Source organism: Photobacterium pectinilyticum (genome assembly GCF_024357955.1).
GTDB lineage: Bacteria > Pseudomonadota > Gammaproteobacteria > Enterobacterales > Vibrionaceae > Photobacterium > Photobacterium pectinilyticum.
The window spans coordinates 1-25,352 of record NZ_JANEYT010000046.1; the positions used below are offsets into that span (position 1 = coordinate 1).

The following is a 25,352-nucleotide window of genomic DNA, read 5'->3' on the forward strand; positions in this document are numbered from 1 at the left end:
AGAGCGTACCACTTTCAGCAGTTGGCTTCCTCTTCTACACCTTTCCATGAATGTCGCACTTATTATCTGAAATCGGGCGTATTTAGCTTGTAACGCCTAAATCAAGTACCTACTGGTGAACGCTTACCATTATTTCATTCGAAATTAATTTAGATCTTCGCCATTGCTCGCCAATTTCAAGCACCTGTATCTTGTCGGTAACCGGCGCTGGCTGTCACCATATGGACCATGTTATGACCCAGCTGCCGTATGCATGCTCAATTGCTTTCGGTACCCTGATGGATTATCTCGCTATCGGTTATACCATTCGGCTTGGGCAGATGTTGCTGTAAGTGGTCTTGGTTCCTGGCTTTCTGCGCCTTTGCTGTACGCAAGAGCAAGCCTGTTATGGCGGCTGAGCCTGTGACAAGTTAAGCCGCCAACGTATTTAGGACGAGACCTTCAACCCAAAAGAGCAAGACCATTCGATAGCCTTGCTCTTTTTTATGACCATCCACCAGCTAACTACTGACTGTGCTTGATTTACAGATAAGAAAAATAAGCATCATTCCTAGGCAGGGTAATCAATCCGTTAGAATTTATAAATTAAAAAATAAAATAAAGATTAGTTTTTGTGATTTTTTCTATTCTTTTGAAAGATATTCAAAGTCACTAAAGTCTGCAAAGCAACCATCTCCACTTATATCTTCACAATGAAGTCCAATAAATGCTCCAGTAAAGAAACCTCGTCCATCTATATAGTCATCTGAGATCTTCCAGGATTCAAATGATTTATCAAATTGCTTCCATAAATTGCCATCAAAAGAGTAACTATAAAAATACTCAAGACCTTTAACATCAACTTTTAACCATATATTCTCAACATCATCAGGAATAACTATTTGATTGTTATCATAATAATGAAAGCTAGCAACTTGTTTGTCTACTTGAATTAATCTTAAACACCTTTTATTCAGTTCTTCATCAAAATCTACCAAGCAGTAAGTCCAATTACTTGTATTGTAGTAGCAACAAATACCTGCGGATTGCTGGAAATTTTCAGGCTTAAAAGCCATTTTTGTTTCTGCTGTGAAGTTATGGTGACGCCAACGTGTGGCTACAGTTGATTGTTCAAAAAGTGATAAAAGGCTATCGTTACCATAAAGTCTTAGATGACCTGGATTGGCACTTAAACTCCCTAACTTATCACTAAATGGGATTCGGAGAGTTTGCCAGTTGTCATCAAGCTTCTCTCCATCAAAATTATCCATAAAGTCTTCGGTAATACCCCAATCACATTCAGGTAAATCAGCATCGGGTATTTGAAGTTTTGCATGAGGACCACCAACAACTGTAGGCCAGCCATCAACCCACTCAATTCTATCAATTGCTGTTTCTCTTCCCATTGGGCAAGCTCCACGCCCCCATCGAGCTAGTAGAGGACGATTAGGGAAGCGAAGTGGTCTACTTGCTAGGTAAGTAATAAACCATTCACCGTTTTGTGTTTCAACCAACGACCCATGTCCAGCTTTTTGTAGTGGATTTGTTGGTGTATGCCATGTTGTTATAAGAGGTCCATTTGGACTAACGTCATATGGGCCAAATAAATCTTTTGAACGAGCGACAGTAACTGCATGCTCAAAACTCGTCCCCCCTTCAGCAGTGAGAAGATAATAGTAACCATCTTTCTTGTAGATATGAGGAGCTTCTGTATATTTTCTCTCAGTACCTTCAAAGATGGTTTTTCGTTCTTTTTGTAATGTTTTTGAGATCGGATCAAACTCTTGAATCACAATTTTGTTTATGGGATCAGTATGGTTTCGAGGTCCCCATAAACGATAAACATAGTATTTCTTACCATCATCAGCATGAAACATTGATGGATCAAAGCCACCATTCCCCATAGGTATAGGCTCAGACCAAGGTCCTTCAATACTTGGTGCTGTGACCAAAAAGTTACGTCCATTCTTCCATGGTGCATCGATTACTTTTACATCAGTGTAGAATAGCCAAAACTTTCCATCTGCGTAACTTAATGCTGGCGCCCAAATACCACCTGAGTCTGGGTTACCTTTCATGTCTAAAACATCTGTTGTATTTAATGGCATCGAAGCTAATCGCCAATTTTTTAAGTCTCGTGAGTGGAAGATTCTCACTCCTGGAAACCACTCAAAAGTTGACGTTGCGATATAATAATCTTCACCACTGCGACAAATACATGGGTCAGGATGAAAACCTTTTAAAATAGGATTGTTAATCATAGTTATTCCTTATTACTTCATGGTAGCAACGGTGTTGCTATCTAAATCAATGTCAGACTCTAGTTGGTTTTTATTTGAAAATTTAGAACGATTAGCTTCGAGTTCAACTGCGATAGTTTTAATTGTCTTACTATCTAATTTGTAAAGAGTAAGCATAAAATACATACCAGCATATAAGATAACAGGAATAATACAGAACAGAATTTTTATTGTCATCAAAATATTATCTGGTTGGGTTGTTAATGAAGAGTCGTAGTTCATGAATGCCAAGATCCAACCAATAAGAGCACCACCAATTGCGAGTCCCATCTTTAAACTAAATAGGTAAGTGGAAAATACTAAACCATCTAATCGACGTCCGCTTCGATGTTCTTCATGATCAATAATATCTGATGCCATCAACCACTGAACAGGGGTTGTTGTATTAAACACAAACATGAAAATTATATTAATTGCAAATAAAATAGTTGTATATTCTTCTGGCGCAAAAAACAAAGCAAGGCTTAACAAAGAGTATATAATAATAATACCCTTGAATGATTTAATCCTGTCGTGTTTTGCCAATAGCTTAGCGGATAATAATGAGCCTAACATTGCAGCAATACTTCCGTATAGTAAAAACTGAGGTGCCAACTCTGGTCGATTCATTACGTATTGAACAAAATAAAGGGTCGCACCACCTCTAACAACATTTGAACAAGTTGCCATAGACTTAAACAGACACATGATGCGCCATTGGCTATTGGATGCTAGTACTTTAAAATCTTTTCTAATATTTGCATCTTCTTTTTTCTCAAAGTGATTTCTTTCACGGGTAGTTTTAAAGCTAATAATTAACAATATAGCTCCGATTACACCCAAAGTACACATCGCTCCGAAGTAGCCTAATTGGGCATCTCCTTGCCCAATATAGTCAACAAGTGGTAATGCGACACCAGAAATTACTAATCCTCCGGCTGCCGCACAAAAGAATCTAATAGATTGTAGGGAGTGCCTTTCATCTGGATCATTAGTGAGCGTACCAGGCATTGCACAATAAGGCACATTGATAAAGGTATAAACAAGAGTTAGAGATATGTAGGTAACACAAGCGTATATGATTTTACCTGTTTCACTAAAGTCAGGAGTATAAAAAGTAGCCATACTCACTAATGCAAATGGAATAGCTCCCCATAGTAAGAAAGGACGGAATTGACCAAAGCGAGTACGTGTACGATCAACCCATGCTCCCATCAATGGGTCTGTAACAGCATCGAGTAGGCGAGATACAAGAAATAATGTTCCCATTACGCCAGCTGGAATTCCAAATACATCTGTATAAAAAAATGCCAATAAGATCATGGTAGCATTCCATATAAACCCACAAGCAGTATCACCTAGGCCATAGCCTATTTTTTCTTTCAGAGATAATTTTTCCATATTGCCTTCTTAAAGTTCCATTGGTAATTTTATATTTGGCACTACTACTCTGCCAACTTACGAAGTTGAAGATTTAATATTTTTATTTAGTTCACAGATCGATGCTTTAATCTCTTGCCACTCACCCTGTTTCAGTAAATTATTTGGCACCATCCAGGTACCGCCACAGGCCAATGTTTTTTCATGCGCAAGGTAAGCTTTAATATTCGTAGGGTTTATACCTCCTGTAGGCATGAATTCAACTGGGTAAACGGCTGATAGTGCTTTTAACATCCCTAAACCACCAGACTCTTCTGCTGGGAAAAATTTTAGCGTTTTAAGCCCTAGCGCCATGGCTTGTTCAACCAGGCTCGGATTGTTCACTCCCGGGATAATTACAATCCCATTCTGTTGGCAGTAAGCCACAGTGGTCGGGTTCAGCCCCGGACTCACGATAAAATCAGCACCGGCTTCGACAGCTTGGTCAACCTGTTCGGTAGTCAATACTGTACCGGCACCAATCAGCATTTCAGGATAAGCTTCGCGCATCAGACGAATTGATTCAGCTGCCGCTCCAGTTCGAAATGTAATTTCGGCACACGGCAAACCGTTTTCAACCAACACCTTAGCCAGTGGCTGTGCTTTGCCCGCATCCTTGATTGCAATAACCGGTACCACCTTCATCGCACTCAATTTGCTTTCGATTGTTTGTTCCATTTATCCCCCTCTCCATGGCACAGCCCGCTCTCTAAAACCGGAACAACTTTGTTGCTGCGTAGAACATGGTGTTTTGATGAATTCTTGATTCAGTGGTTCACAACCACTCAAGTTACGGGTAACATGTTACCAATAACATCGATAAAATAAACCCGATTTTTAAGATCATCTGAAAAATGAGATCTAGATCAGAAAAAGATTCAAGGAGCATACATGACGGGAAAAAGCATCATTGTGATGGGGGTAGCTGCATCAGGGAAAAGTACTATTGGTTATGAGCTTGCCCAGCGTATTGGCGGCAAGTTCATCGATGGTGATGACCTGCACCCTAAAGCCAACATTCTAAAAATGGCTCAAGGCGAGCCGCTGAACGATAAAGACCGCGAGCCTTGGTTGGAGCGGATCCGCGACGCCGCTTTCAGCATCGAGAGCAAGAACGAAACCGGTATAATTGTTTGCTCAGCACTGAAGAAATGTTACCGGGAACAAATTCGTGAAGGAAATCACAATTTGGCCTTTTTGTACTTATCAGGAACACAGGACGTGATTCTTGAGCGTATCCGCCTGCGTCAGGGTCACTTCATGAAAGAAAACATGATTGCGAGTCAGTTTGCGGTACTTGAAACACCTGTTGATGAAGCAGATGTCATTACCGTCGATATTGACCAAAGTATAGAAGCGATTCTAGATAGCTCTGTGTCTGCACTCACTGAACGATCTGTATCCGTCATTTCTCAGGAGCTCATCGCATGATCCACCCAACCATTACCCTGATCACCGAGCGTATCAAGGCCCGAAGCAAAGCTCTGCGCTCGAGTTTTGAAACCAAGACCACGCAGCAAGCAGAACAAGGAAAAGGCCGCGCTAGCCTTTCTTGCGGCAACCTTGCCCATGCGGTAGCCGCCTCCTGCCAGCAGGAAAAAAGCCAAATTCTGGATTTTACCCGCGCTAACCTGGCCATTGTCTCGTCTTACAATGACATGCTAAGTGCCCACCAGCTCTATAAAAACTACCCAGACCACATTAAAACAACACTCAAATCATTAGGGCATACAGCACAAGTAGCTGGCTGTGTGCCGGCCATGTGTGATGGTGTCACCCAAGGCCAGCCGGGCATGGACATGTCGTTGTTCTCACGAGACTTGATTGCCCAATCCACCGCATTCTCGCTAAGCCACAATGTGTTTGATGCCACCTTGCTACTGGGCATTTGCGATAAAATAGCACCAGGACAACTGATGGGAGCACTGAGCTACGCCCACCTGCCTACCGCATTTATTCCTGCAGGCCCAATGCCAACCGGGATAACCAATGACAAGAAAGTCGCAGTACGCCAGCAGTATGTGGCAGGTAAAGTAGGTAAAGATGCGTTGCTCGAAATGGAATGCCAAGCCTACCATTCAGGCGGCACCTGCACGTTTTATGGCACAGCCAATACCAATCAGTTGGTATTCGAAGCAATGGGTTTAATGCTGCCAGGTTCAGCCTTTGTGGCACCCAACACCGAGCTACGCACAGCACTGACCGAACATGCCAGTCTTGCTCTTGCCGCTATGACCGCCGATTCATCGAACTACCGCCCGCTCATTGATGTCTTTACTGCAGGAAATTTGGTCAATGGTGTCGTTGCCCTGCTCGCTTCTGGCGGCAGCACTAATCACACTATCCATATGCTGGCTATCGCCCGTGCCGGAGGCTTGCTGCTTACTTGGGATGATATTAGTGAGCTGTCAGACATCGTACCGCTGCTTGCCAAGATGTACCCGAATGGCCCGGCAGACATCAATGCTTTCGAAGCTGCAGGCGGCGTTCCTGCATTAATGAAAGCACTGCATGATCGCGGATTACTCAATGATAATGTGCAAACCGTTTTCGGTGAGTTTGCCGATCAACTGACCCTGCCGGTGATGAGTGGCAACAAGCTGGTATGGCAACCTGTTAGCAAAAGTAGTAATACCGATGTCATTGCAACCAGCGGACAAGTATTCAACCAAACAGGCGGAACAAAAGTTCTGAAAGGGAATTTAGGCCAAGCGGTTATCAAGGTGTCTGCGGTCAAGGCCGAGCACCAGTATATTGAAGCGCCAGCTAAGGTTTTCCGTTGCCAGCATGACGTGGAAGCTGCCTATCAAGCCGGTGAATTTACTGGGGACTGTGTCATTGTGGTCAGCCACAATGGTCCTGCGGCCAATGGTATGCCAGAACTTCACAAACTCATGCCCATTCTTGGCAATATCCAGAAAGCCGGTCACCAAGTCGCATTGGTCACCGATGGACGCCTATCTGGTGCTTCCGGTAAAATCCCAGCTGCTATCCATATCACGCCTGAAGCCCTCCGTGGCGGCGCGATTGGCCTGATTGAAGATGGTGATATCGTCAAACTCGATTGCCAAACTGGGCTACTGGAAGTGGCAGCGCAGTTTGACCAGCGCCAACCGGTCCAGCTGGATACAGAGGCAGGCCAAATCACCTGGGGACGAGATATCTTCAAGGTGATGCGTGAAAATGTCGGTGGTGCCGATGAAGGGGCAAGCTTCCTATTCTAATACCAATCTGGATAAGTAGTTGATCAAGTATTTATGTAGGTTGGTATAAGCCATTGCTTACAAGCACGACTTAGCAAGTACAAAAAAGGGAGCACTGTAATAAACAGTTCTCCCTTTGCAATAAGAAGGCTGAGGATTAAAGACTTTCCCCACGGCTAATGGTAAAGCCCATATCGAACACATTCCGCTCACTACGGTTACCTTCCAGCGCCTGGAGTAGCAACTCTGCGCTCTTTTCGCCAATTTGGTAACGCGGCGTATAGATACTGGTTAAACGTGGAGTAATGGCCTGACCGATATCCAGTGCGTTATAACCAACAACGCTAAGGTTCTGCGGCACCTGAATACCCCGCTCGTTACACGCCAGAATAGTGCCGATCGCAATATCATCATTGGTACAGAACACCCCGTCCAAATCAGGACACTCCGCCAAGGCTCGACTTAATAGCTCCCCACCGAGAGTGAAACTGGAATGTTCATGGGTCAGGATATGGAATTTCTCCAGCCCAGCTTCGTCCATTGCCTTGTCATAACCTTCCATCCGTAGTTTGGTACGGGTATCCAAGCGTGCGCCAAAGTAGGCAATATGACGCTTACCTTTGTCGAGCATGGTTTTAACCGCGGTGTACGAGGCATTGACGTGATCCAGCCCTACCACCATATCAACCGGGTGTTCTGGTAATTCCATCGCTTCCACCACAGGCACCCCGGCAGTTTTGATCATCTGCAGCGTTCGCTCAGTGTGTGCCGTCCCGGTCAGAATTAGGCCATCAACCTGATAAGAAAGCAAGGACGCTATTTTGCGCTCTTCAACGTCTTCATCGTAACTGAAATGGGCAATCAATATTTCATAACCATTAGCGTTTGTCACCGCTTCAATGCCTTGGGCAAAACTGGCAAATACTTGGTTCGACAACGAAGGTAGCAACACCCCTATCGCCTTGCTGGAAGATTTTGACAGCATGGCGGGGGCGCGGTTTTGAATGTACCCCAGCTCTTCCACCACTTCAGCAATTTTGTCGCGCGTTTTGGCTGACACCGATTCAGGGTTACGCATATAGCGACTCACGGTCATTTTGGTAATGCCAATACGATCGGCAATATCTTGCAATGTCGGTCGAGATTTTCGTTGTTCTTGTTTCATAACAATAAGATAGATTGCAGGTCGGCTTGAAATGTTACAGTAACATATCATTTAATATATGCCTAAACAACCATTTGCCACTGATACGCACATAAATATAAAATGGCAGTCCAAACAAAACACAAAACACAAAACACAAAACACAAAACACAAAACACAGATTATGTTATCGCATACCACTATTGTATGACTAATGAAGAATCCATATGCAACGTGCAAATAAACGATTGAAAAATCAACACCTCCTCACATTTATCATTTAGTAATATAGACGTAAAAAACACCCGCCCCAATTAATGACAAATCATTTACTGTTTTCGTTTACACATGAAGATAAGTGCTACTATACGTTTGATTTATATCACTTATAATTATGCCTTATGTCACAAAACAAAAAATATACAACAAAGAAAAAATATCTGTCAAAAAATAAAACACCAAAACATAAAATGTTGTTTATAAAGAAAAAACACCTAACCCCCACCATTAACAATAACTTCCTGCATTTTAAATAAGAGTACTACAGCAATGATAAAAAAACAGGAGAATTTCATTAACAATCGGGATTTAACTATTATAAGTAATACACATTTATCGCTATACAAAAACAGGCTACACCCCTTATTTATATTGACATATGTTGTATTTGAAATTTCTAACAACCATAAAAAGCGTCATCTATTCTGATTTAGTATAGATATAATGGTATTAACTAAATATATGCTTTCCCGTATTAAATCCCCCCTAGGATAACGTTTACATTAGCTCAAAGTAGATCACATTATTCCTAACTCACCACAGTATAGAATTGTTGCCATGAAACGACAGGACGAAGTGGTATATCGCTTTTAATAAAAATAACATCTACACAAATAGGATTAGGTGAATGAAAAAACTTACCGTATTAGCCGCATTATGTGCAGGGATTGCTTTTGGTACGCCAGCAGTAGCGAAGACAACATTGGGATTCACTGTATATAAATACGATGATAACTTCATGTCAGTTGTTCGCCAGGCCATCGTCAAGGAAGCAGAGTCCGATGGCGATATCAGGCTGCTGATGAACGACTCCCAAAACAACCAATCGATGCAAAATGATCAAATCGATGTATTACTGGCACGTGGAGTAAAAGCGTTAGCAATTAACTTGGTCGACCCTGCTGCAGCCCCTGTCGTCATTAATAAAGCAAAGATGGATGGAGTGCCGATTGTTTTCTACAACAAGGAACCAAGCGCAGAGGCATTAGCCAGTTATGATCAAGCTTTCTACGTAGGTACCGACTCTAAAGAGTCAGGAATTATTCAAGGTGATTTGATCGCAAAACATTGGCAAGCTAACCCAGAGTGGGATACCAATGGTGATGGCGTTATCCAATATGTTCTTCTAAAAGGAGAGCCAGGCCACCCTGATGCTGAAGCACGTTCATCTTATGTCATCAAGACTCTTAATGAAGAACACAACCTTAAGACTGAAGAACTGCACCTTGATACTGGCATGTGGGATACCGCAATGGCCAAAGACAAGATGGATGCATGGATTTCAGGACCAAATGGCAAAAGTATTGAGGTTGTCATTGCTAACAATGATGCAATGGCCATGGGTGCCATCGAATCACTAAAAGCGGCTGGTCGCTCTGAGATTCCTGTGTTTGGTGTCGATGCGCTTAATGAAGCACTTGCCCTTGTTCGTTCCGGTGAAATGCAAGGTACAGTACTAAATGATGCGAATAACCAAGCAAAAGCAACTTTTGAGTTAACCCGTAACCTAGCCAATGGCTTACCTGCCGGTGAGGGTACTGAATGGGTTATTGATAACAAAGTGGTACGAGTACCCTATGTTGGCGTAGACCTCTCAAACTTGAACTAGCCTTTCTCCCTTGGTGAAGAGCCTTGCTCTTCACCATTTTTTATTCCGAGAGCACACACAATATGAATTCAGAGCACCAGTCACAATGGCTGTTGGAGATGACCGGGATAAGTAAATCATTCCCGGGTGTAAAGGCGTTGGATGATGTTTCCCTGAAAGTTCGCCCCCACTCAATTCATGCATTAATGGGCGAAAATGGGGCGGGCAAATCAACATTGTTGAAATGCTTGTTTGGTATTTACGAAAAAGACGAAGGTGAGATCCTTTTTCTTGGTAAGAAAATTAATTTTCATTCCTCAAAAGAAGCATTGGATAATGGCGTTTCCATGGTTCACCAGGAGTTGAACCAGGTATTACAACGTACCGTGATGGATAATGTCTGGCTGGGCCGCTACCCCAAAAAAGGGATTTTTGTCGATCATGACAAAATGTATCAAGATACCAAGGAGATTTTTGACGAACTAGATATCGACATCGACCCGTGGGCAAAAGTATCAACGTTATCGGTATCACAGATGCAGATGGTTGAAATAGCCAAAGCTTTTTCTTATCAGGCAAAAATCGTCATCATGGATGAACCGACTTCTTCTCTCACAGAAAAAGAAGTCAACCACCTGTTTACCATCATCAAAAAACTCAAAGACAAAGGCTGCGGCATTGTCTACATTTCCCACAAGATGGATGAGATATTCTCCATCTGTGACGAAATCACCATACTGCGTGATGGCCAATGGGTAAACACCCGCCCACTCAAGGGGTTAGATATGGATCAAATCATATCTATGATGGTTGGACGAGAGCTCACCCAGCGATTCCCCAAAAAAGAAAATGTGCCAAAAGAAGTGATATTGAATGTCAAAAACCTTACCGCACAAAACCAGCCTTCCATTAACGATATCAGCTTTGACCTCCACAAAGGTGAAGTGCTGGGCATTGCTGGCTTAGTCGGGGCGAAAAGGACGGATATAGTTGAAACCCTATTTGGTATCAGGGAAAAGAGCTCAGGCCAAATCCTACTTCATGACAAAGAGGTACTAAACCGAGACTCCCACGAGGCGATTAATAATGGTTTTGCTCTCGTCACAGAAGAGCGGCGTTCAACCGGGATCTACAGCGGCTTGGATATCACCTTCAACTCCTTAGTTGCCAATATAGAAAGCTATCGCGAATCGTATGGTTTTTTGAGCAACCGCAAGATGAAAAGTGATACCCAATGGGTTATCGACTCGATGAGCGTCAAAACCCCTTCGCACAAAACGGCCATTGGCTCGTTATCGGGCGGTAACCAGCAAAAGGTTGTTATTGGCCGCTGGCTGCTTACTGAACCAGAAGTCCTAATGATGGACGAACCGACCCGGGGAATCGACGTTGGGGCCAAATATGAAATTTATCAACTGATTAATGACCTGGCGAAAAAAGATAAAGGGATCATTATCATTTCATCGGAAATGCCAGAGTTACTAGGTATCACTGACCGGATACTCGTCATGAGTAATGGGCAATGTGCCGGTATTGTTAACACCAAAGAAACCACCCAAAGCGAAATACTTAATTTAGCTTCAAAATATCTTTAAGGACATAAAATATGGAAATTGCAAAAACACTCAAGCCACCTAAAGATATTAAATTTGCCAATTATATTAAAGAAGGTGGAATATATGCAGTATTGCTGATACTGCTAGCCATTATTATTATCCAAGAACCTTCTTTTTTAAGTCTGCGTAATTTTAGTAATATCCTGACTCAGTCTTCAGTTCGCATTATCATCGCCTTAGGGGTCGCAGGGCTGATTGTCACTCAGGGCACCGACTTATCTGCTGGGCGCCAAGTTGGCTTAGCTGCGGTTATTTCAGCGACTCTGTTGCAGAGTGTCGATAATGTCAACAAAGTCTTTCCGGGGCTTGGTGATATACCACTGGTTGCCGTTATTATTACCGTCTGTGCTATCGGTGCGGTAATTGGCCTTGTTAACGGGATCATTGTCGCCTATCTAAAAGTAACCCCATTCATTGCCACACTTGGCAGCATGATCATGGTGTACGGCCTCAACTCACTTTACTTTGATTCTGTGGGGGCTTCACCAGTTGCCGGGTTTGACGCTCGCTTTTCTAGCTTTGCCCAAGGCTTCATCCAGTTCGGTGATTTCAGGCTATCTTACCTCACCTTCTATGCCGTGATTGCCATTATCTTTGTCTGGGTACTGTGGAACAAGACGGTTTTTGGCAAAAATATCTTCGCTATTGGCGGTAATCATGAGGCAGCCAAAGTCTCCGGGGTCAATGTTCCTATTACCTTACTAAAAATCTACGCGCTTTCCGGGGTATTCTACGCCTTTGGCGGTATGTTAGAAGCCGGTAGGATAGGCAGTGCGACCAACAACCTTGGCTTCATGTATGAACTTGATGCTATCGCGGCCTGTGTTGTGGGCGGTGTGTCTTTTGCTGGCGGTGTCGGCAGTGTAAAAGGGGTGGTCACAGGGGTACTGATATTTACCGTCATCAACTACGGTATGACCTACATCGGTGTTAGCCCATATTGGCAGTACATTATCAAAGGCGGCATTATCATCTTTGCCGTGGCGCTGGATTCAATGAAACACGCCAGCAAGAAATAACGTCTAAACAACGGTTATTTAGACGCAATGATTACCGTCCCGATAAGGGGTATAGAGTAAACTATGCTCATCAGTGAGTGAAAAGCTCACCCTGGTATGGCTTTATAGGTAGAAACATAACGTACACACTACGTATTAGTGTGTACGTTTTTTTTTATAGTTCAATAAACCTGATTGCAGCACTTCTTTCTTAGCGTGTGCCTTAATACCAACCTACATAAATATTTGATCAACGACTTATCCAGATTGGTATAATTCAAAAAGGAGAGATGAATTTACCGAGCATCAGGCCAAACAGGTCTAGCTCATTTCTGCCCGTGCGACGTGAAGTCGTATGAAACGTTGTTCACCACGGAAGCGTGAACCATCTGTATCACCAGACAAACTTATTGTTATAAGTGATTCGTTAATACCCTTTCCAAGGCACCAATTTTACCTCTAACCAACGCATGAATAAGTCAAAGGAATAGGCAATTAATCCGATGATTATAATGCCTGCGATGACCACATCGGTTACCAGAAACTCAGCAGCGTTAAGCACCATAAAGCCTATCCCTGCTTGGGCTGCAACCATTTCACTGGCAACCAATGTTGTCCAGCCAAAGCCAATACCGATACGAAGCCCTGTTAATATCTCCGGCATCGCGCTTTTAATGATCACATGATAAAGCACTTGGAATTTATTGGCCCCCATCGAGTAAGCCGCTTGGATCTGCTCACTTTTCGCAGATGTTACCCCCGCTCTAGCACTCAGTGCTATCGGTGCAAACATGGCAAGGAAAATCAAAGTGATCTTACTGGTCTCATCAATACCCAGCCAGATGATCACCAAAGGCAAATAAGCCAGAGGAGGAAGCGGGCGGTAAAACTCAATAAGTGGATCTAACACACCCCGCACCCATACATTGGTGCCAATTAATATACCTAGCGGAATAGCAGTCAGTGCCGCCAGAGCAAAAGCGCCGAACACCCGGGTCAGGCTGGCAGCAAGATGCTCACCTAAAGATACGCCCGAAAAGCCATTCACGGCTAAATCACCTAGCCTGTCGACCACAGACATCGGTGAGGGAAGAAACAGAGGTTTAATCCATCCGGAACCTGTCACCAAAGCCCACAAACCAATAAACACAATCACCGAGATAATCGACACAATCCTTGCGTCCCCTTGGCCCGGCTCACCGTAGTAATTAGGTGCTGTCTCGGTACGCTTTTTCAGTGCCGCTAATAATTTAGGTAGCAAAGGGAGATTACCATCTAAACCCACCGTATCTCGATAGTGAGGTCGCGGTGCATTAACCGGTTGAGGAGGAGCCACCTCCTGCAACACCTCTTGTACAGAATCAATCTGTTCGATAGACGTGCCCGTCGACTCTACAGCCTCAATATTCGATGCAATATTGCTCATGCCGCCACCTCCGGTTTTTCATCTTGGTGAATAATCGACAGCACCTTCTCACGCATCTCGATAAAATCAGGCATCGATTTCACCGCACGGGCATCTCGGCAAGCCAAAAATCGACGGTTGAAATCTAACTCAAAACTATGGGTGATCCGCCCTGGACGTGGCGACATGACGATAAGCCGTGACGCCATAAACAGGGCCTCCTCAACACTGTGCGTGATGAAAAACATCATTTTATTGGTCGCTTGCCAGGCATCAAGTAGTAGCTCCTGTAAGGTCTCTCTGGTGAGAGCATCAAGTGCACCTAACGGCTCATCCAACAGCAGGATACTGGGATCATTGGTTAGCGCTCTTGCAATACCCACCCGTTGCTGCATGCCGCCTGATAACTGGTAAACCTTGTGGTGATGGAAGTCTTTCAACCCGACCAGCTCAAGGTATTTGGCTGCTCGATCCAAACGTTCATTTTTCTCAACGCCTTGCAGTTTCAAACCGAAAGCGGTGTTTTCAATCACGTCCAACCAAGGGAACAGTGCGTGCTTTTGAAACACCACTCCTCGCTCTGCACCTGGGCCGATAATCTGATCACCAATCTCTCTGCCCATCGTTACCCTTGGCAAGCCTTCTACCCCAGAATTACCCAACGTCAGGTAACCCTTTGATGGCTGGATGAACCCAGCCATCAAGTTGAGCAAGGTGGTTTTACCACAACCTGAAGCTCCCAGAGCCACGACCAGCTCCCCTTGCTCAATTGTAAGATTGACCCCTGATAATGCTTTTACAGGCTCCCCGCCATTGCGATCATCGTAAATAACCGACACATCATGTATTTCCAGCACTTTTTCCTTGTCCATGACTGACCTCCATGTTGTTCCGTGACGGGTTAAAGCGCTATTTTTGCTGCATAGCTTGGATTGACGAAAACACTGTAGTCAGGTTGCAGGCCAGATATTTTTTTCTCTTGCAGCAGGAACTTCGAGGTAGCTTCCAATGCTTTGACCGCGCCGCCTTCAGCCTGACAACCAAGCCACTGGCAGGACAACTGAGTACTAACATCTGGGAACTCATACAGGCTCATTGCCTCTGGGACTGTGCTAACTTCACCGCCGGTCAGCTTAGCCACAGACACCGCGATAGGGTGATCAGCAGAGAACCCCTCTTGATTCACTCGGTACTCCTCATCGGCCTTGGCGATAACGGTTAGGAAATCAGTCATAAAGTCACTGTTTTTACTGGCGAAGGACTTACTTGCAATCAGGCCATCAAAGGTTGGCTTACCCCATGCACTCAACTGTTTGGATGTGATCAGCACTTGGCCTTCTTGCTTAATCGAGCCTAAAGCCGGATCCCAGATAAAGGCTCCATCGATATCGCCACGCTGCCAAGCCGCCACAATTGCACCGGGCTGCATGTTAATCAGCTTGACGTCTTTCTCGGTCAGACCAAATTGCTCTAGGGCAAATAACATATGGAAATGAGTCGTGGACACAAATGGCACACCAAGGGTTTTCCCTTTCAGATCTGCCGGTGAAGTAATACCACTGCCGTTTCTCACCACAAGTGCCTCGGCATCAGCGATGTTTTCCATCACCCACACCAGCTCCATATCGATGCCGTTACTGGCCGCGCTGGCAATCGGGCTTGAGCCTGCCACCGTCATATCCACCGCACCCGCAGCCATCGCCGTGATCGCTTTGGCTCCAGAATCAAACTTTCGCCACTTAATGGTGTAACCCGTTGCTTCCTCGAAGTGTTTTTGGTCAATCGCATATTTCATTGGGTTAAACATTCCTTGATAACCCACGGTTACTTCTTTTGCCGCCATGACAGGTGTCGACAGCAATAAAGCACCGGATATTGCACTAACTAAGGCCACGTTTTTGATGCCAATAGATGCTCGGTTATGTTTCATAATCAATTCCCTTTCACCAGTGGAGTTAGCTCTACCCTACGGAATATCCCCCTACATTCGGTAGTACCAATTCGCAGCTTAATTGGTCCAGATTTGCACCACTAGCAAGCGCACATTAAGTGCAATAGCCAAGATGCATATAGCAATACATCAAACAAGCATCAAACACATACCAAACCAACAGGTTATGTGATCAACCGGAGAACAAAGATCAAAAAAGGCTGCCAATGCAGCCTTCGGTATCAATGAATTAATGGTTGTTAAATTTAGCGAATGAGCGCTGAAAAGGCACTATCGAGCGCTTCGACAATCCTATCTGCTTCATCTTTAGTCAAGGTCAGCATTGGGCTCAGGCAGAGTGTGTTGTTGTAATCTCGGAAAGAGCGATTTGTCCGCCCGATCAGCACACCGTGTTGGGCGCACAACCCCACTACCTGCATCGCGATTGTTTCATCCACTGGCTGACGGGTCACGGGATCCTCCACCAGCTCCAACCCCAAGAATAATCCCTTCCCCCTGACGTCACCAATAATGGGGTAGCGACTTTGCAGGCCCTGCAACTGTGCCCGCAGATACTCGCCCATATGGGCAGCATTCTCGACCAAGTTCTCTTGTTCAATGATCCGCAAATTTTCAAGCGCAGCCGCTGGGCCAGCAGTACAACCGCCAAAGGTACTGATATCACGGAAAAAGCTTTCCTTTTCAAGAGGCTCATCAGCAAAAAGATCAAAGACCTCATCGGTAACTACGGTGCAGGAAATTGCAGCGTAGGCTGACGCAACCCCCTTCGCCATGGTGACAATATCCGGTTGAATACCGTAATGCTGATAGCCAAACCATGCCCCTGTCCGTCCCATACCACACACAACCTCATCAACATGAAGCAAGATGTCGTATTTTTGGCATATCGCCTGAACCGCAAGTAAATACCCTTCTGGTGGAGTGATCACTCCACCACCGGCAGTAATAGGTTCAATAACAACAGCCCCGACCGTGTCTGGCCCTTCACGAAGAATGACGTCCTCAAATGCCTTGGCTGCCAGTTCTCCGTAATTATCAACCGGGCCAAACTGGCTGCGGTACTCGCAACAATGAGGAAACTCAATAAACCCAGGGGTAAAAGGTCCATACTGGTTTCGCCTTTCTTCCTGGCCCGTCGAGCTCAAACAGGTGATGGTCGTGCCATGGTAATCACGTTCCCGGTAAAGGATCTTATGCTTCTTCCCGCCATATTTCTTAGCCGCAATTTGACGGACAATCTTATATGCCTTTTCATTGGCTTCCGAACCTGAATTGGAAAAGTACACCTTGCCCATACCCGGCATCAGATCCAGTAACTTAGACGCAAACTGTGCCGCAACAGGCGTCGCCGCCGTCCCCGCAAAATAGTTAAGGCTCACCAGCTGCGCTTTTACCGCCTCGGCAATACTCTCCCGACCGTAACCGACGTTGACACACCAAACACCACCTGATGACGCATCCAAATACTGGTTTCCATGAACATCCCACACATCGCTCCCCTGCCCCCGAACCATCATCGGTGCTGTTTGCGTGCCATGCTGGGTCATATGGTGCCACACGGCATCCTTGTCCATCGCCAACAGCTCATCCTTGGTGTATTGCTGACTCTGTGATTGCATATCCTGTCACTCCCTGTCATTACTTTTCCCCACCATAGGCAAGCCACCCAACACGCCATAGCGCCAGTTTTATCTTTTTGTGGGCACAGCTTTTTATCTTGCTACTCAACATGGCACATATCCTGCTGAATACCTTGCAGAAAAGACTATCGATGTTTTAGACGTAAAGGATCCTGCGATGAAAAACGAGCACCTTATTCACATTCAATTTTCACCGGAACGCAGTCTTCAAGAACAGATCCGTGAGCATTTATTAGAGAAAATCGGTAACGGACTATTTTCTGACAAGGCACTGCCATCCTGTCGTAAGCTGGCTTCGATGCTGCGGGTATCACGCAATACGGTTGTCTTGGTGTACGACCGCTTAGTCGACGAAGGGTATCTACTCTCGCACCAGCGCAGTGGTTATTACGTCAACCCTACGGCCTCACAACAGTCTGTAATGCCTGATGACATCACGCCCAACGGCAGCACAAAACCTGCACAGTTTTGGCGCAAACGGTTCAAAACGGATGTGTCTCAACAGCGTAATATAGAGAAGCCGAGTGATTGGCAACGCTATCCGTACCCTTTCATTTTTGGCCAGCCCGATCACTCACTTTTTCCGCTCAACCATTGGCGCGAATGTGGACGACTAGCCCAGCGAGCCAGTGTGATCAAAGACTGGGTCTCAGATTCCGTCGATTGTGATGATCCAGCCTTGATTAAGCAGTTACAGAACAATGTACTCAGCAAAAGGGGGATTCATGCCAAACCGGAACAAATCCTGATCACTATAGGCACCCAAAACTCACTTTATTTGTTAGCAAAGCTGCTGACCGGAAAGGAAACGTCTGTTGGTGTTGAAGATCCTGGCTACCCTGATGCGCGCAATATCTTTGCCAGCCATGGTGCACAAATACAGCCTTTATCGATCGACCTACAAGGCCTTACCGTCAATCCAGCTTTATATGGCTGCGACTATGTCTATACAACTCCCAGCCATCAGGTGCCGACCAATGTCACGATGTCTATGCCACGCCGCCAAGCCTTGCTTGATGCTGCCGAAGAACACGATTTTATCATCATCGAAGATGACTATGACAGCGAGGTCAATTTAACCGCCCAGCCCCAACCTTCGCTTAAAAGCCTCGACCACCACAACCGGGTGATCTATGTCGGCAGTTTGTCGAAATCCCTTTCCCCCGGCCTACGGGTTGGCTTCATGGTTGCCGATGAGGCTCTGATCACCGCAGCCAGACAACTCCGGCGATTAATGTATCGCCATCCACCTGCAAACAACCAACGAACCTGCGCACTGTTTATCTCTATGGGGTATTACGATACATACCTGCGAAAACTGCGCAGTCACTATGCCGAGAAATGGCAGATCATGCGACACAGCCTTGAGACCTACCTACCTCATTGCATGACCAATAGCACCTTGGGTGGCAGCGCTTTTTGGTTAGCCCTACCATCAGGTATTTCGAGCAAGGAGCTACAGCATCACGCCAAACAAGCTGGGATACTGATAGAAGCTGGAGATGTCCATTTTGCTTCACCGAACCAACAACTCCAAAGTTATGTGCGGTTAGGGTTCTTTGCTATCCCCGAGCAAAAAATACAACAAGGGATACACAAATTGGCCGAAATCCTTGATGCACTGTCCCAACAAAAATACTGAACTGGCTCTAATCAACCACACTGCCAAACCGTAACCTAGTGCTATGTTTCAACGGCAAAGACCAAGGAAGGCAGTGTGATTATCTCTATTGTTATACCCGCAACGCTGTTTTTTGCTGCTTTCGTCCGCGGCTATACCGGATTCGGTTTTTCTGCCATTGCGATTTTGGTACTGACCCTACACTACCCCGTCGCCGAGACCGTTCCAGCGGTCTTGTTACTTGATTTACTCATCAGCCTACCACTGGTGGCTAGCAGCTGGGATCGTACCGATTTTCGCGCCTTACGCCGGATATTACTGGCGACATTTGCGGGTGTTCCAGTCGGCCTTGCGCTGTTGCACTGGCTGCCGGAAACAAGCCTGCAACTACTGGTGCCTGCGACAGTCCTTGCCATGGCATTACTGCCTAGATTCAATCATGCAATCGCACGTAAAGCCCTCGCCTCTCCAGTGCTTTGCGGCATCATGTCAGGCTGGACAACCAGCGCGGTATCCGCAGGTGGCGCGCCGGTGGTGATCCATTTGCGCTATAGCGGACTACCCGTTAGCCAGCAGCGCGATACCTTGATTAGTTATTTTTTTCTCACGACCTGCCTTGCCGTTAGCTTGGGCTATGCCGTCGAGAAACAGTTTTATTTTCTACCAGAGGCTCCACTTTTCACCGGCCTGCTTGCCGTCGTGGGGGTTACTGTAGGCCAATACCTTTTCCGCCGTAAACATATCGCGATTGCCCATCACGGCGCTTATTACTTACTGCTGTTACTCTCTGGCTGGTTGTTAATTCGTGCCATTACCAGACAATTCTTACCGCTGCTTTGGGATTAATAAGGAGATTAACCATGGCTCAACCAACCGTCTTCATTACTGGTGCTACGTCCGGGTTCGGGCTTGCCACTGCCCGGCATTTTGCTCGCCAAGGTTACGCCCTGATCATTACAGGCCGCCGCGAAGAACGCTTACGTACTCTTACTGATGAGTTGTCAGAATACACAAGTGTTTACCATGCTCAGATGGATGTGAGGGATGCCCAGCAAATTCAGCAGGTCATTACTGACTTACCGCCAGCATTTCGCCAAATCGAAGTCTTGGTCAATAACGCCGGCCTTGCACTTGGAGCCTCACCCGCAGATCAAGCCAAGCTAAGTGACTGGCACACCATGATCGATACCAATGTGACCGGCTTAGTCAACGTGACCCATGCCTTACTCCCAATTCTTAAGCAACAAACCAAAGCCAGCATCATTAACCTCGCCAGTATTGCAGCCAACTGGGCCTATCCTGGCAGCCATGTCTATGGTGCCAGCAAAGCCTTTGTCGCCCAGTTCAGCCGTAACTTGCGCAGTGACTTCGCAGGCACCGGGGTACGTGTTACCAGCCTTGAACCCGGCCTGTCAGAAAGTGAGTTCAGCTTAGTCAGGTTCGAGGGTGACCAAGGCAAGTACAACGCTATTTATGAACAAGCTAACCCGCTGCAACCAGAAGATATTGCAGAGATCATTGGCTGGATCGCCGAGCAACCAGCTCATATCAATATCAACAGCCTTGAAGTGATGCCGACCTCGCAAGCATGGGACAACTTCAAGGTGATCAAACAAGATAAATTCGACATTGTATAAAAGGAGTTAACGATGAAAATTGGCGTACCTAAGGAAATTAAGGTCCATGAATACCGCGTGGGCATGACCCCAGCCAGCGTCCGTGAAGTCTGTGCCCAAGGCCACACCGTGTATATAGAAACCACGGCAGGGATTGGTATCGGGTGCAGTGATGCAGAATACCGTCAAGCCGGCGCTGAAATCTTGCCTGACGCCGATGCGGTTTTTGCAACGGCAGACATGATCGTCAAGGTCAAAGAGCCTTTGGCGATAGAACGCGCTAAGCTGCGTGCCGGACAGCTCCTCTTCACCTACCTTCACCTTGCACCCGATATGGCACAAACCGAAGATCTACTTGCCAGTGAAGCGGTGTGTATTGCTTATGAAACTGTCACCGGACCTAACAACAGCCTACCGTTGCTGGCACCTATGTCGGAAGTGGCAGGACGGATGTCGATACAAGCTGGTGCCGCTTGCCTAGAAAAATCCCAAGGTGGGGTGGGCCTATTGCTGGGCGGGGTTGCGGGTGTCGCCCCGGCAAAAGTGAGTATTATTGGCGGTGGTGTGGTGGGTTCTAATGCCGCACAGATGGCTGTTGGGCTAGGCGCTGAAACGACTATTCTGGATAACAATATAGATACCTTGCGTAAACTCAATGCTCAATTTGGGGCCAGTGTAAAAACCGTTTATTCCAACCAACAAAACCTGGAAGACGCAGTGGTCGGCGCAGATCTGGTGATAGGCGGCGTGTTAATTCCAGGGGCTGCGGCACCGAAACTGGTCAGTGAAGCGATGATACAAGCTATGCGCCCAGGCTCTGCGGTGGTTGATGTCGCTATTGATCAAGGCGGCTGTTTTGCAACGTCAAAAGTCACCACTCATGATGCGCCAACCTATATTGTCGATGATGTGGTGCACTATTGTGTCGGTAATATGCCCGGCGCCTTGGCCCGGACTTCCGCTTTTGCCCTCAATAATGCCACCCTGCCATACATTCTCCGCTTGGCAAACCTTGGCTACAAACGTGCTTTGCAGGCCGATCTGCACCTCAAGAATGGTCTTAATGTCATCCATGGCAAGGTTACCAATGAAAGTGTTGCGAAAAGCCTCGATTTATCCTTTATCTCACAGGATAAAGCACTAGAGATCGCTTAAAACAAAAAAGGCCGGTAGCGAGTCACTCAACGCTTATCGGCCAACGGATACATTCCGCGCCCTATTCCTTTTCCTCATACCCCTAACATTTTATTCGTTTGCTCGCCGTCCTGTTTCGTTCAACAATCAAACAACCCTTTGATATGCAAGGAATCTAGTAATGACCCATGTTTTCCATCGTCACTGCCATGCCCAGCTACCGACCGTTGTTAGTGGTGATGGGATATACCTTACCGATAGCGAAGGGAAGCAATACCTCGACGGCTGTGGCGGTGCTGCCGTATCGAACTTAGGCCACAGCCATCAGCGGGTAAAAGTCGCTATTGCCGAACAGCTTGAGAGTATTCCCTATGCCCACACCGGCTTTTTCACCAGCGATAAAAGTGAGCGGCTAGCAACACGATTAGCTGAACTTGCACCAGACGCTTTAAACCATACCTATTTTGTCAGTGGCGGCTCCGAAGCTGTTGAAGCCGCATTGAAAATGGCCCGTCAGTACTTCGTCGAAAAGGGAAAACCACAAAAGAGTCAGTTCATTGCCCGGCGGCAAAGTTACCATGGCAATACCTTGGGGGCGCTCTCGGTCGGAGGCAATGAATGGCGTCGTGAGCCGTTCAGACCGATACTCTCTGCCGCACACCATATTGCCCCTTGCTACGCCTATCGGGATCAACAACAGGGCGAATCAGAGCTCGCCTATAGCCACCGGGTGGCTGATGAGCTGGAACACAAAATTCTTGAGCTTGGAGCAGGCAACGTCATGGCATTCATTGCCGAGCCCGTAGTCGGAGCCACTGCCGGTGCCCTTCCTGCTACCGAGGGCTATTTCCAAAGGATCAGAGAAATATGCGACCGTTATGATGTGTTGTTGATCCTTGATGAAGTCATGTGCGGTATCGGGCGTACCGGCAGTTTCTTCGCCTTCGAGCAGGAAGGTATTGTGCCTGACATAGTGACTGTCGCTAAAGGGCTCGGCGCTGGCTACCAACCAATAGGTGCAGCCATCGTCCACGACAAAATCTACACGGCGATCGCCGAAGGATCGGGCTTCTTTCAGCACGGTCATACTTTTATGTGCCACCCAATGGCATGTGCTGCAGCCCTCGCAACTGTCGATACAATTATCGACGACGACCTGCTCAGTGTCGTTGAGCGACGTGGCGAGCAGCTAATGTCAAAACTCAATAAGGCGTTGGGGCCACTGCCTTATATCGGAGATATTCGCGGCAAAGGGTTATTTATCGGTATTGAGCTGGTCAGCGATAAATTGTCGAAGGCACCACTTCCGAGCAAAACGCAGGCCCACAAGGCCATTAAATCAGAGGCGATGAAAAATGGCCTGATGTGCTACCCCATGGCAGGAACTATCGACGGCATAACCGGCCACCATATTTTACTGGCACCGCCCTTTATCATCGAAGAGCGCCAATTGGACGAGTTGGTTAGCAAATTAAAAGTGTCGCTGCTCAGTGCTTCGGCACAATGGATGTAGTTATTTACTGTTAGTTATTGGCTATCAAAAAACAGGAATTGAACAGATGGAAAACAGACTCTCTATCGGTCAAACTGCAATTATTGTCGCGCCCAACGGGGCAAGAAAGACCAAAGCTGATCACCCTGCGTTGCCGATATCTCATCAGGAAATCATTGACGAAGTGATCGCCTGCCGCGACGCCGGCGCAGCCATGGTACACCTTCATGCCCGGGATAATAGTGGAAAGCACTCATTAGAGATCGAAGATAACCTCCTCTTATACCATGCTCTCAAAGAAAGAGTTGGAAGCAGTATTATTGTTCAGCTCACTACCGAAGCCGTCGGGCAATATTCCCCCGAACAACAAATGGCCCTAATCAATGAAGTCAAACCGGAAGCCGCTTCCTTTGCCTTGAGCGAACTGATCCCCGACAATAGCTACCTTGATAAAGCCAGTACCTTTTTTCATACAACCGCGGCACAAGGCTGCATCGCCCAGTACATTCTCTACAGTCCGGACGATTTAGCGCGTTATTTTGTGCTGTTGGAGCAAGGTATTTTACCCCAAGATAACCATCACATATTGTTGGTATTAGGTCGTTACGACAAACACCAAACCGCCACCCCACAAGACCTATCACCCTTCATGCAACAACGGCTTTTTTATCATAACAAGCGTTGGGCACTCTGTGCATTTGGAAAATATGAACACCTTTGCCTAACAGGGTCTATGATTATGGGTGGAGATATTCGAGTTGGCTTTGAAAATAACCATGTTAATCATCAAGGTACATTAGCCTCAAGCAATGCACAACAAGTGGCTAAGCTTGCCGATACAGCCAAACAACTTGGTTTGGCAACCCTTGATGCTGACCGTTTTCGCCAGCTCCTCACCGCTTAGCCAGACGCCGTATCCATTGGCTTTGCTTTATTGCGTAAAACTCATTAAGAAGGGACTTCTATGGGATCTATCAACAAGCTTTTTGCTATCACCGGTGCCGCAGTGCTGCTCGGTGCATCTTCACTTTCCGTTGCTGAAAGCCGCTTTGTCACCATTGGAACCGGTGGTGTAACTGGGGTTTACTACCCAACAGGCGGGGCAATTTGCCGCTTGGTCAATAAAAACAGAAAAGAACACAATATTCGCTGCTCAGTAGAAAGTACCGGTGGCTCCATATACAACATCAATACCATTCGAGCGGGTGAACTCGATTTGGGTATCGCCCAGTCAGATTGGCAATATCATGCTTACAACGGCACCAGTAAATTTGCCGATAATGGTGCGTTCAAAGATCTGCGCGCTGTATTCTCCATCCATCCCGAACCGTTTACTATCGTTGCCCGTGCCGACTCTGGAATCAAAACGTTTGAAGATCTCAAGGGCAAACGCGTCAATATTGGTAACCCAGGTTCAGGTCAGCGCGGTACTATGGAAGTACTAATGGAAAGGTATGACTGGACCATGGAAGACTTTAAACTGGCATCAGAGTTAAAAGCCTCGGAGCAGTCAAAAGCACTTTGTGACAACAAGATCGATGCCATGATCTACACCGTGGGTCACCCGAGTGGGGCAATCAAGGAAGCAACCACGTCTTGTGATAGCAAAATCATCACCGTTGCCGGTGAGAAGGTGAATAAGCTGATTGAAGACAACAGCTTCTACCGCGTTGCGACAGTACCTGGCGGTATGTACAAAGGTAACGCCATTGATGTCACCACCTTTGGTGTCGGTGCCACATTTGTTTCTTCTACCTCTGTGCCAGATGACGTGGTGTACAACATCGTTAAGTCCGTATTTGAAAACTTCGATGACTTCAAGAAACTTCACCCAGCTTTTGCTCATTTGAAAAAAGAAGAGATGATCAGAGACGGCCTGTCTGCACCGATTCATCCGGGTGCAGCGAAATACTACAAAGAAGTCGGCTTGATGTAACCACACCGTCAGTAATATCAAACGGCAAATACAACAAAGAGCGCATATGCGC

General features: G+C 46.3%; 21 protein-coding genes. 13 read left to right on the forward strand and 8 right to left on the reverse strand.

Annotated features, from left to right (window positions below; genetic code table 11):
- Positions 1-221: 221 nt before the first annotated feature.
- Entirely contained in the window at positions 222-332 is a 111-nt protein-coding gene (locus NHN17_RS26060) for a hypothetical protein (RefSeq protein WP_373689576.1), read from the forward strand.
- Between the two features lie 291 nt (positions 333-623).
- On the opposite strand, the gene NHN17_RS17250 is transcribed toward NHN17_RS26060, so the two are convergent.
- The 3 genes from NHN17_RS17250 to NHN17_RS17260 are packed head-to-tail and all read right to left on the reverse strand — an operon-like array spanning position 624 to position 4,355.
- Positions 624-2,240, reverse strand: a complete 1,617-nt coding sequence (locus NHN17_RS17250; protein WP_255043888.1) for a glycoside hydrolase family 43 protein — start codon at positions 2,238-2,240, stop codon at positions 624-626.
- 12 nt (positions 2,241-2,252) lie between these two features.
- Positions 2,253-3,659, reverse strand: a complete 1,407-nt coding sequence (locus NHN17_RS17255; protein ID WP_255043889.1) for a glycoside-pentoside-hexuronide (GPH):cation symporter — start codon at positions 3,657-3,659, stop codon at positions 2,253-2,255.
- Between the two features lie 57 nt (positions 3,660-3,716).
- A complete protein-coding gene (locus NHN17_RS17260) occupies positions 3,717-4,355 on the reverse strand; it encodes a bifunctional 4-hydroxy-2-oxoglutarate aldolase/2-dehydro-3-deoxy-phosphogluconate aldolase (protein ID WP_255043890.1) in 639 nt (212 codons plus the stop codon).
- Between the two features lie 213 nt (positions 4,356-4,568).
- Between NHN17_RS17260 and NHN17_RS17265 the strand changes: the two genes are divergently transcribed.
- The gene (locus NHN17_RS17265) at positions 4,569-5,108 is read left to right on the forward strand and encodes a gluconokinase (RefSeq protein WP_255043891.1); all 540 of its coding nucleotides are present in this window, start codon (positions 4,569-4,571) and stop codon (positions 5,106-5,108) included.
- Positions 5,105-6,901: a phosphogluconate dehydratase gene (gene edd, locus NHN17_RS17270; protein WP_255043893.1), complete on the forward strand. Its 1,797-nt coding sequence runs from the start codon at positions 5,105-5,107 to the stop codon at positions 6,899-6,901. Before NHN17_RS17265 ends, edd begins: the two co-directional genes overlap by 4 nt.
- A 136-nt stretch (positions 6,902-7,037) precedes the next feature.
- On the opposite strand, the gene NHN17_RS17275 is transcribed toward edd, so the two are convergent.
- On the reverse strand, positions 7,038-8,045 hold the full coding sequence (locus NHN17_RS17275; RefSeq protein ID WP_255043895.1) for a substrate-binding domain-containing protein: 1,008 nt from the start codon (positions 8,043-8,045) through the stop codon (positions 7,038-7,040).
- Positions 8,046-8,931: 886 nt separating this feature from the next.
- On the opposite strand from NHN17_RS17275, the gene mglB reads away from it, so the two are divergent.
- The 3 genes from mglB to mglC all read left to right on the forward strand — a co-directional run bounded on the left by mglB (position 8,932) and on the right by mglC (position 12,526).
- Positions 8,932-9,912: a galactose/glucose ABC transporter substrate-binding protein MglB gene (gene mglB / locus NHN17_RS17280; RefSeq protein WP_255043896.1), complete on the forward strand. Its 981-nt coding sequence runs from the start codon at positions 8,932-8,934 to the stop codon at positions 9,910-9,912.
- A 62-nt stretch (positions 9,913-9,974) separates the two neighbouring features.
- A complete protein-coding gene (mglA, locus tag NHN17_RS17285; RefSeq protein ID WP_255043897.1) occupies positions 9,975-11,486 on the forward strand; it encodes a galactose/methyl galactoside ABC transporter ATP-binding protein MglA in 1,512 nt (503 codons plus the stop codon).
- A gap of 11 nt (positions 11,487-11,497) precedes the next feature.
- Positions 11,498-12,526 carry a galactose/methyl galactoside ABC transporter permease MglC gene (gene mglC / locus NHN17_RS17290; protein WP_255043898.1) on the forward strand — a complete coding sequence of 343 codons (1,029 nt, stop codon included), beginning with the start codon at positions 11,498-11,500 and terminating at the stop codon, positions 12,524-12,526.
- 406 nt (positions 12,527-12,932) lie between these two features.
- Here mglC and NHN17_RS17295 read toward each other — a convergent pair whose 3' ends face one another.
- The 4 genes from NHN17_RS17295 to NHN17_RS17310 form a co-directional block, all read right to left on the reverse strand.
- The gene (locus tag NHN17_RS17295; protein WP_255043900.1) at positions 12,933-13,931 is read right to left on the reverse strand and encodes an ABC transporter permease subunit; all 999 of its coding nucleotides are present in this window, start codon (positions 13,929-13,931) and stop codon (positions 12,933-12,935) included.
- Positions 13,928-14,782: a taurine ABC transporter ATP-binding protein gene (locus NHN17_RS17300; RefSeq protein WP_255043901.1), complete on the reverse strand. Its 855-nt coding sequence runs from the start codon at positions 14,780-14,782 to the stop codon at positions 13,928-13,930. The genes NHN17_RS17295 and NHN17_RS17300 overlap by 4 nt, the downstream gene beginning before the upstream one ends.
- A 29-nt stretch (positions 14,783-14,811) precedes the next feature.
- Entirely contained in the window at positions 14,812-15,840 is a 1,029-nt protein-coding gene (gene tauA, locus NHN17_RS17305; protein WP_255043902.1) for a taurine ABC transporter substrate-binding protein, read from the reverse strand.
- Between the two features lie 266 nt (positions 15,841-16,106).
- The gene (locus tag NHN17_RS17310; RefSeq protein ID WP_255043903.1) at positions 16,107-17,480 is read right to left on the reverse strand and encodes an aminotransferase family protein; all 1,374 of its coding nucleotides are present in this window, start codon (positions 17,478-17,480) and stop codon (positions 16,107-16,109) included.
- Between the two features lie 178 nt (positions 17,481-17,658).
- On the opposite strand from NHN17_RS17310, the gene pdxR reads away from it, so the two are divergent.
- The 7 genes from pdxR (at position 17,659) to NHN17_RS17345 (ending at position 25,300) form a co-directional block, all read left to right on the forward strand.
- Positions 17,659-19,143 carry a MocR-like pyridoxine biosynthesis transcription factor PdxR gene (gene pdxR / locus NHN17_RS17315; protein ID WP_255043905.1) on the forward strand — a complete coding sequence of 495 codons (1,485 nt, stop codon included), beginning with the start codon at positions 17,659-17,661 and terminating at the stop codon, positions 19,141-19,143.
- Positions 19,144-19,218: 75 nt separating this feature from the next.
- Positions 19,219-19,968, forward strand: coding sequence for a TSUP family transporter (locus tag NHN17_RS17320; RefSeq protein ID WP_255043907.1), 750 nt, complete (start codon positions 19,219-19,221; stop codon positions 19,966-19,968).
- Positions 19,969-19,982: 14 nt separating this feature from the next.
- Complete coding sequence (locus NHN17_RS17325) at positions 19,983-20,759, forward strand: SDR family NAD(P)-dependent oxidoreductase (RefSeq protein WP_255043909.1); 777 nt, start codon at positions 19,983-19,985, stop codon at positions 20,757-20,759.
- A gap of 12 nt (positions 20,760-20,771) precedes the next feature.
- Complete coding sequence (gene ald, locus NHN17_RS17330; protein ID WP_255043910.1) at positions 20,772-21,893, forward strand: alanine dehydrogenase; 1,122 nt, start codon at positions 20,772-20,774, stop codon at positions 21,891-21,893.
- 160 nt (positions 21,894-22,053) lie between these two features.
- Positions 22,054-23,385: an aspartate aminotransferase family protein gene (locus tag NHN17_RS17335; protein ID WP_255043911.1), complete on the forward strand. Its 1,332-nt coding sequence runs from the start codon at positions 22,054-22,056 to the stop codon at positions 23,383-23,385.
- A gap of 46 nt (positions 23,386-23,431) precedes the next feature.
- Entirely contained in the window at positions 23,432-24,268 is an 837-nt protein-coding gene (locus NHN17_RS17340) for a beta-keto acid cleavage family enzyme (protein WP_255043913.1), read from the forward strand.
- 60 nt (positions 24,269-24,328) lie between these two features.
- Complete coding sequence (locus NHN17_RS17345; protein ID WP_255043915.1) at positions 24,329-25,300, forward strand: TAXI family TRAP transporter solute-binding subunit; 972 nt, start codon at positions 24,329-24,331, stop codon at positions 25,298-25,300.
- Positions 25,301-25,352: the final 52 nt, after the last annotated feature.

What these genes read in the sequence shown, in the direction of transcription:
- NHN17_RS26060 (WP_373689576.1), top strand. Translation starts at nt 222, where the DNA reads ATGGACCATGTTATGACCCAGCTGCCGTATGCATGCTCAATTGCTTTC.
- NHN17_RS17250 (WP_255043888.1), bottom strand. Translation starts at nt 2,240, where the DNA reads ATGATTAACAATCCTATTTTAAAAGGTTTTCATCCTGACCCATGTATT.
- NHN17_RS17255 (WP_255043889.1), bottom strand. Translation starts at nt 3,659, where the DNA reads ATGGAAAAATTATCTCTGAAAGAAAAAATAGGCTATGGCCTAGGTGAT.
- NHN17_RS17260 (WP_255043890.1), bottom strand. Translation starts at nt 4,355, where the DNA reads ATGGAACAAACAATCGAAAGCAAATTGAGTGCGATGAAGGTGGTACCG.
- NHN17_RS17265 (WP_255043891.1), top strand. Translation starts at nt 4,569, where the DNA reads ATGACGGGAAAAAGCATCATTGTGATGGGGGTAGCTGCATCAGGGAAA.
- edd (WP_255043893.1), top strand. Translation starts at nt 5,105, where the DNA reads ATGATCCACCCAACCATTACCCTGATCACCGAGCGTATCAAGGCCCGA.
- NHN17_RS17275 (WP_255043895.1), bottom strand. Translation starts at nt 8,045, where the DNA reads ATGAAACAAGAACAACGAAAATCTCGACCGACATTGCAAGATATTGCC.
- mglB (WP_255043896.1), top strand. Translation starts at nt 8,932, where the DNA reads ATGAAAAAACTTACCGTATTAGCCGCATTATGTGCAGGGATTGCTTTT.
- mglA (WP_255043897.1), top strand. Translation starts at nt 9,975, where the DNA reads ATGAATTCAGAGCACCAGTCACAATGGCTGTTGGAGATGACCGGGATA.
- mglC (WP_255043898.1), top strand. Translation starts at nt 11,498, where the DNA reads ATGGAAATTGCAAAAACACTCAAGCCACCTAAAGATATTAAATTTGCC.
- NHN17_RS17295 (WP_255043900.1), bottom strand. Translation starts at nt 13,931, where the DNA reads ATGAGCAATATTGCATCGAATATTGAGGCTGTAGAGTCGACGGGCACG.
- NHN17_RS17300 (WP_255043901.1), bottom strand. Translation starts at nt 14,782, where the DNA reads ATGGACAAGGAAAAAGTGCTGGAAATACATGATGTGTCGGTTATTTAC.
- tauA (WP_255043902.1), bottom strand. Translation starts at nt 15,840, where the DNA reads ATGAAACATAACCGAGCATCTATTGGCATCAAAAACGTGGCCTTAGTT.
- NHN17_RS17310 (WP_255043903.1), bottom strand. Translation starts at nt 17,480, where the DNA reads ATGCAATCACAGAGTCAGCAATACACCAAGGATGAGCTGTTGGCGATG.
- pdxR (WP_255043905.1), top strand. Translation starts at nt 17,659, where the DNA reads ATGAAAAACGAGCACCTTATTCACATTCAATTTTCACCGGAACGCAGT.
- NHN17_RS17325 (WP_255043909.1), top strand. Translation starts at nt 19,983, where the DNA reads ATGGCTCAACCAACCGTCTTCATTACTGGTGCTACGTCCGGGTTCGGG.
- ald (WP_255043910.1), top strand. Translation starts at nt 20,772, where the DNA reads ATGAAAATTGGCGTACCTAAGGAAATTAAGGTCCATGAATACCGCGTG.
- NHN17_RS17335 (WP_255043911.1), top strand. Translation starts at nt 22,054, where the DNA reads ATGACCCATGTTTTCCATCGTCACTGCCATGCCCAGCTACCGACCGTT.
- NHN17_RS17340 (WP_255043913.1), top strand. Translation starts at nt 23,432, where the DNA reads ATGGAAAACAGACTCTCTATCGGTCAAACTGCAATTATTGTCGCGCCC.
- NHN17_RS17345 (WP_255043915.1), top strand. Translation starts at nt 24,329, where the DNA reads ATGGGATCTATCAACAAGCTTTTTGCTATCACCGGTGCCGCAGTGCTG.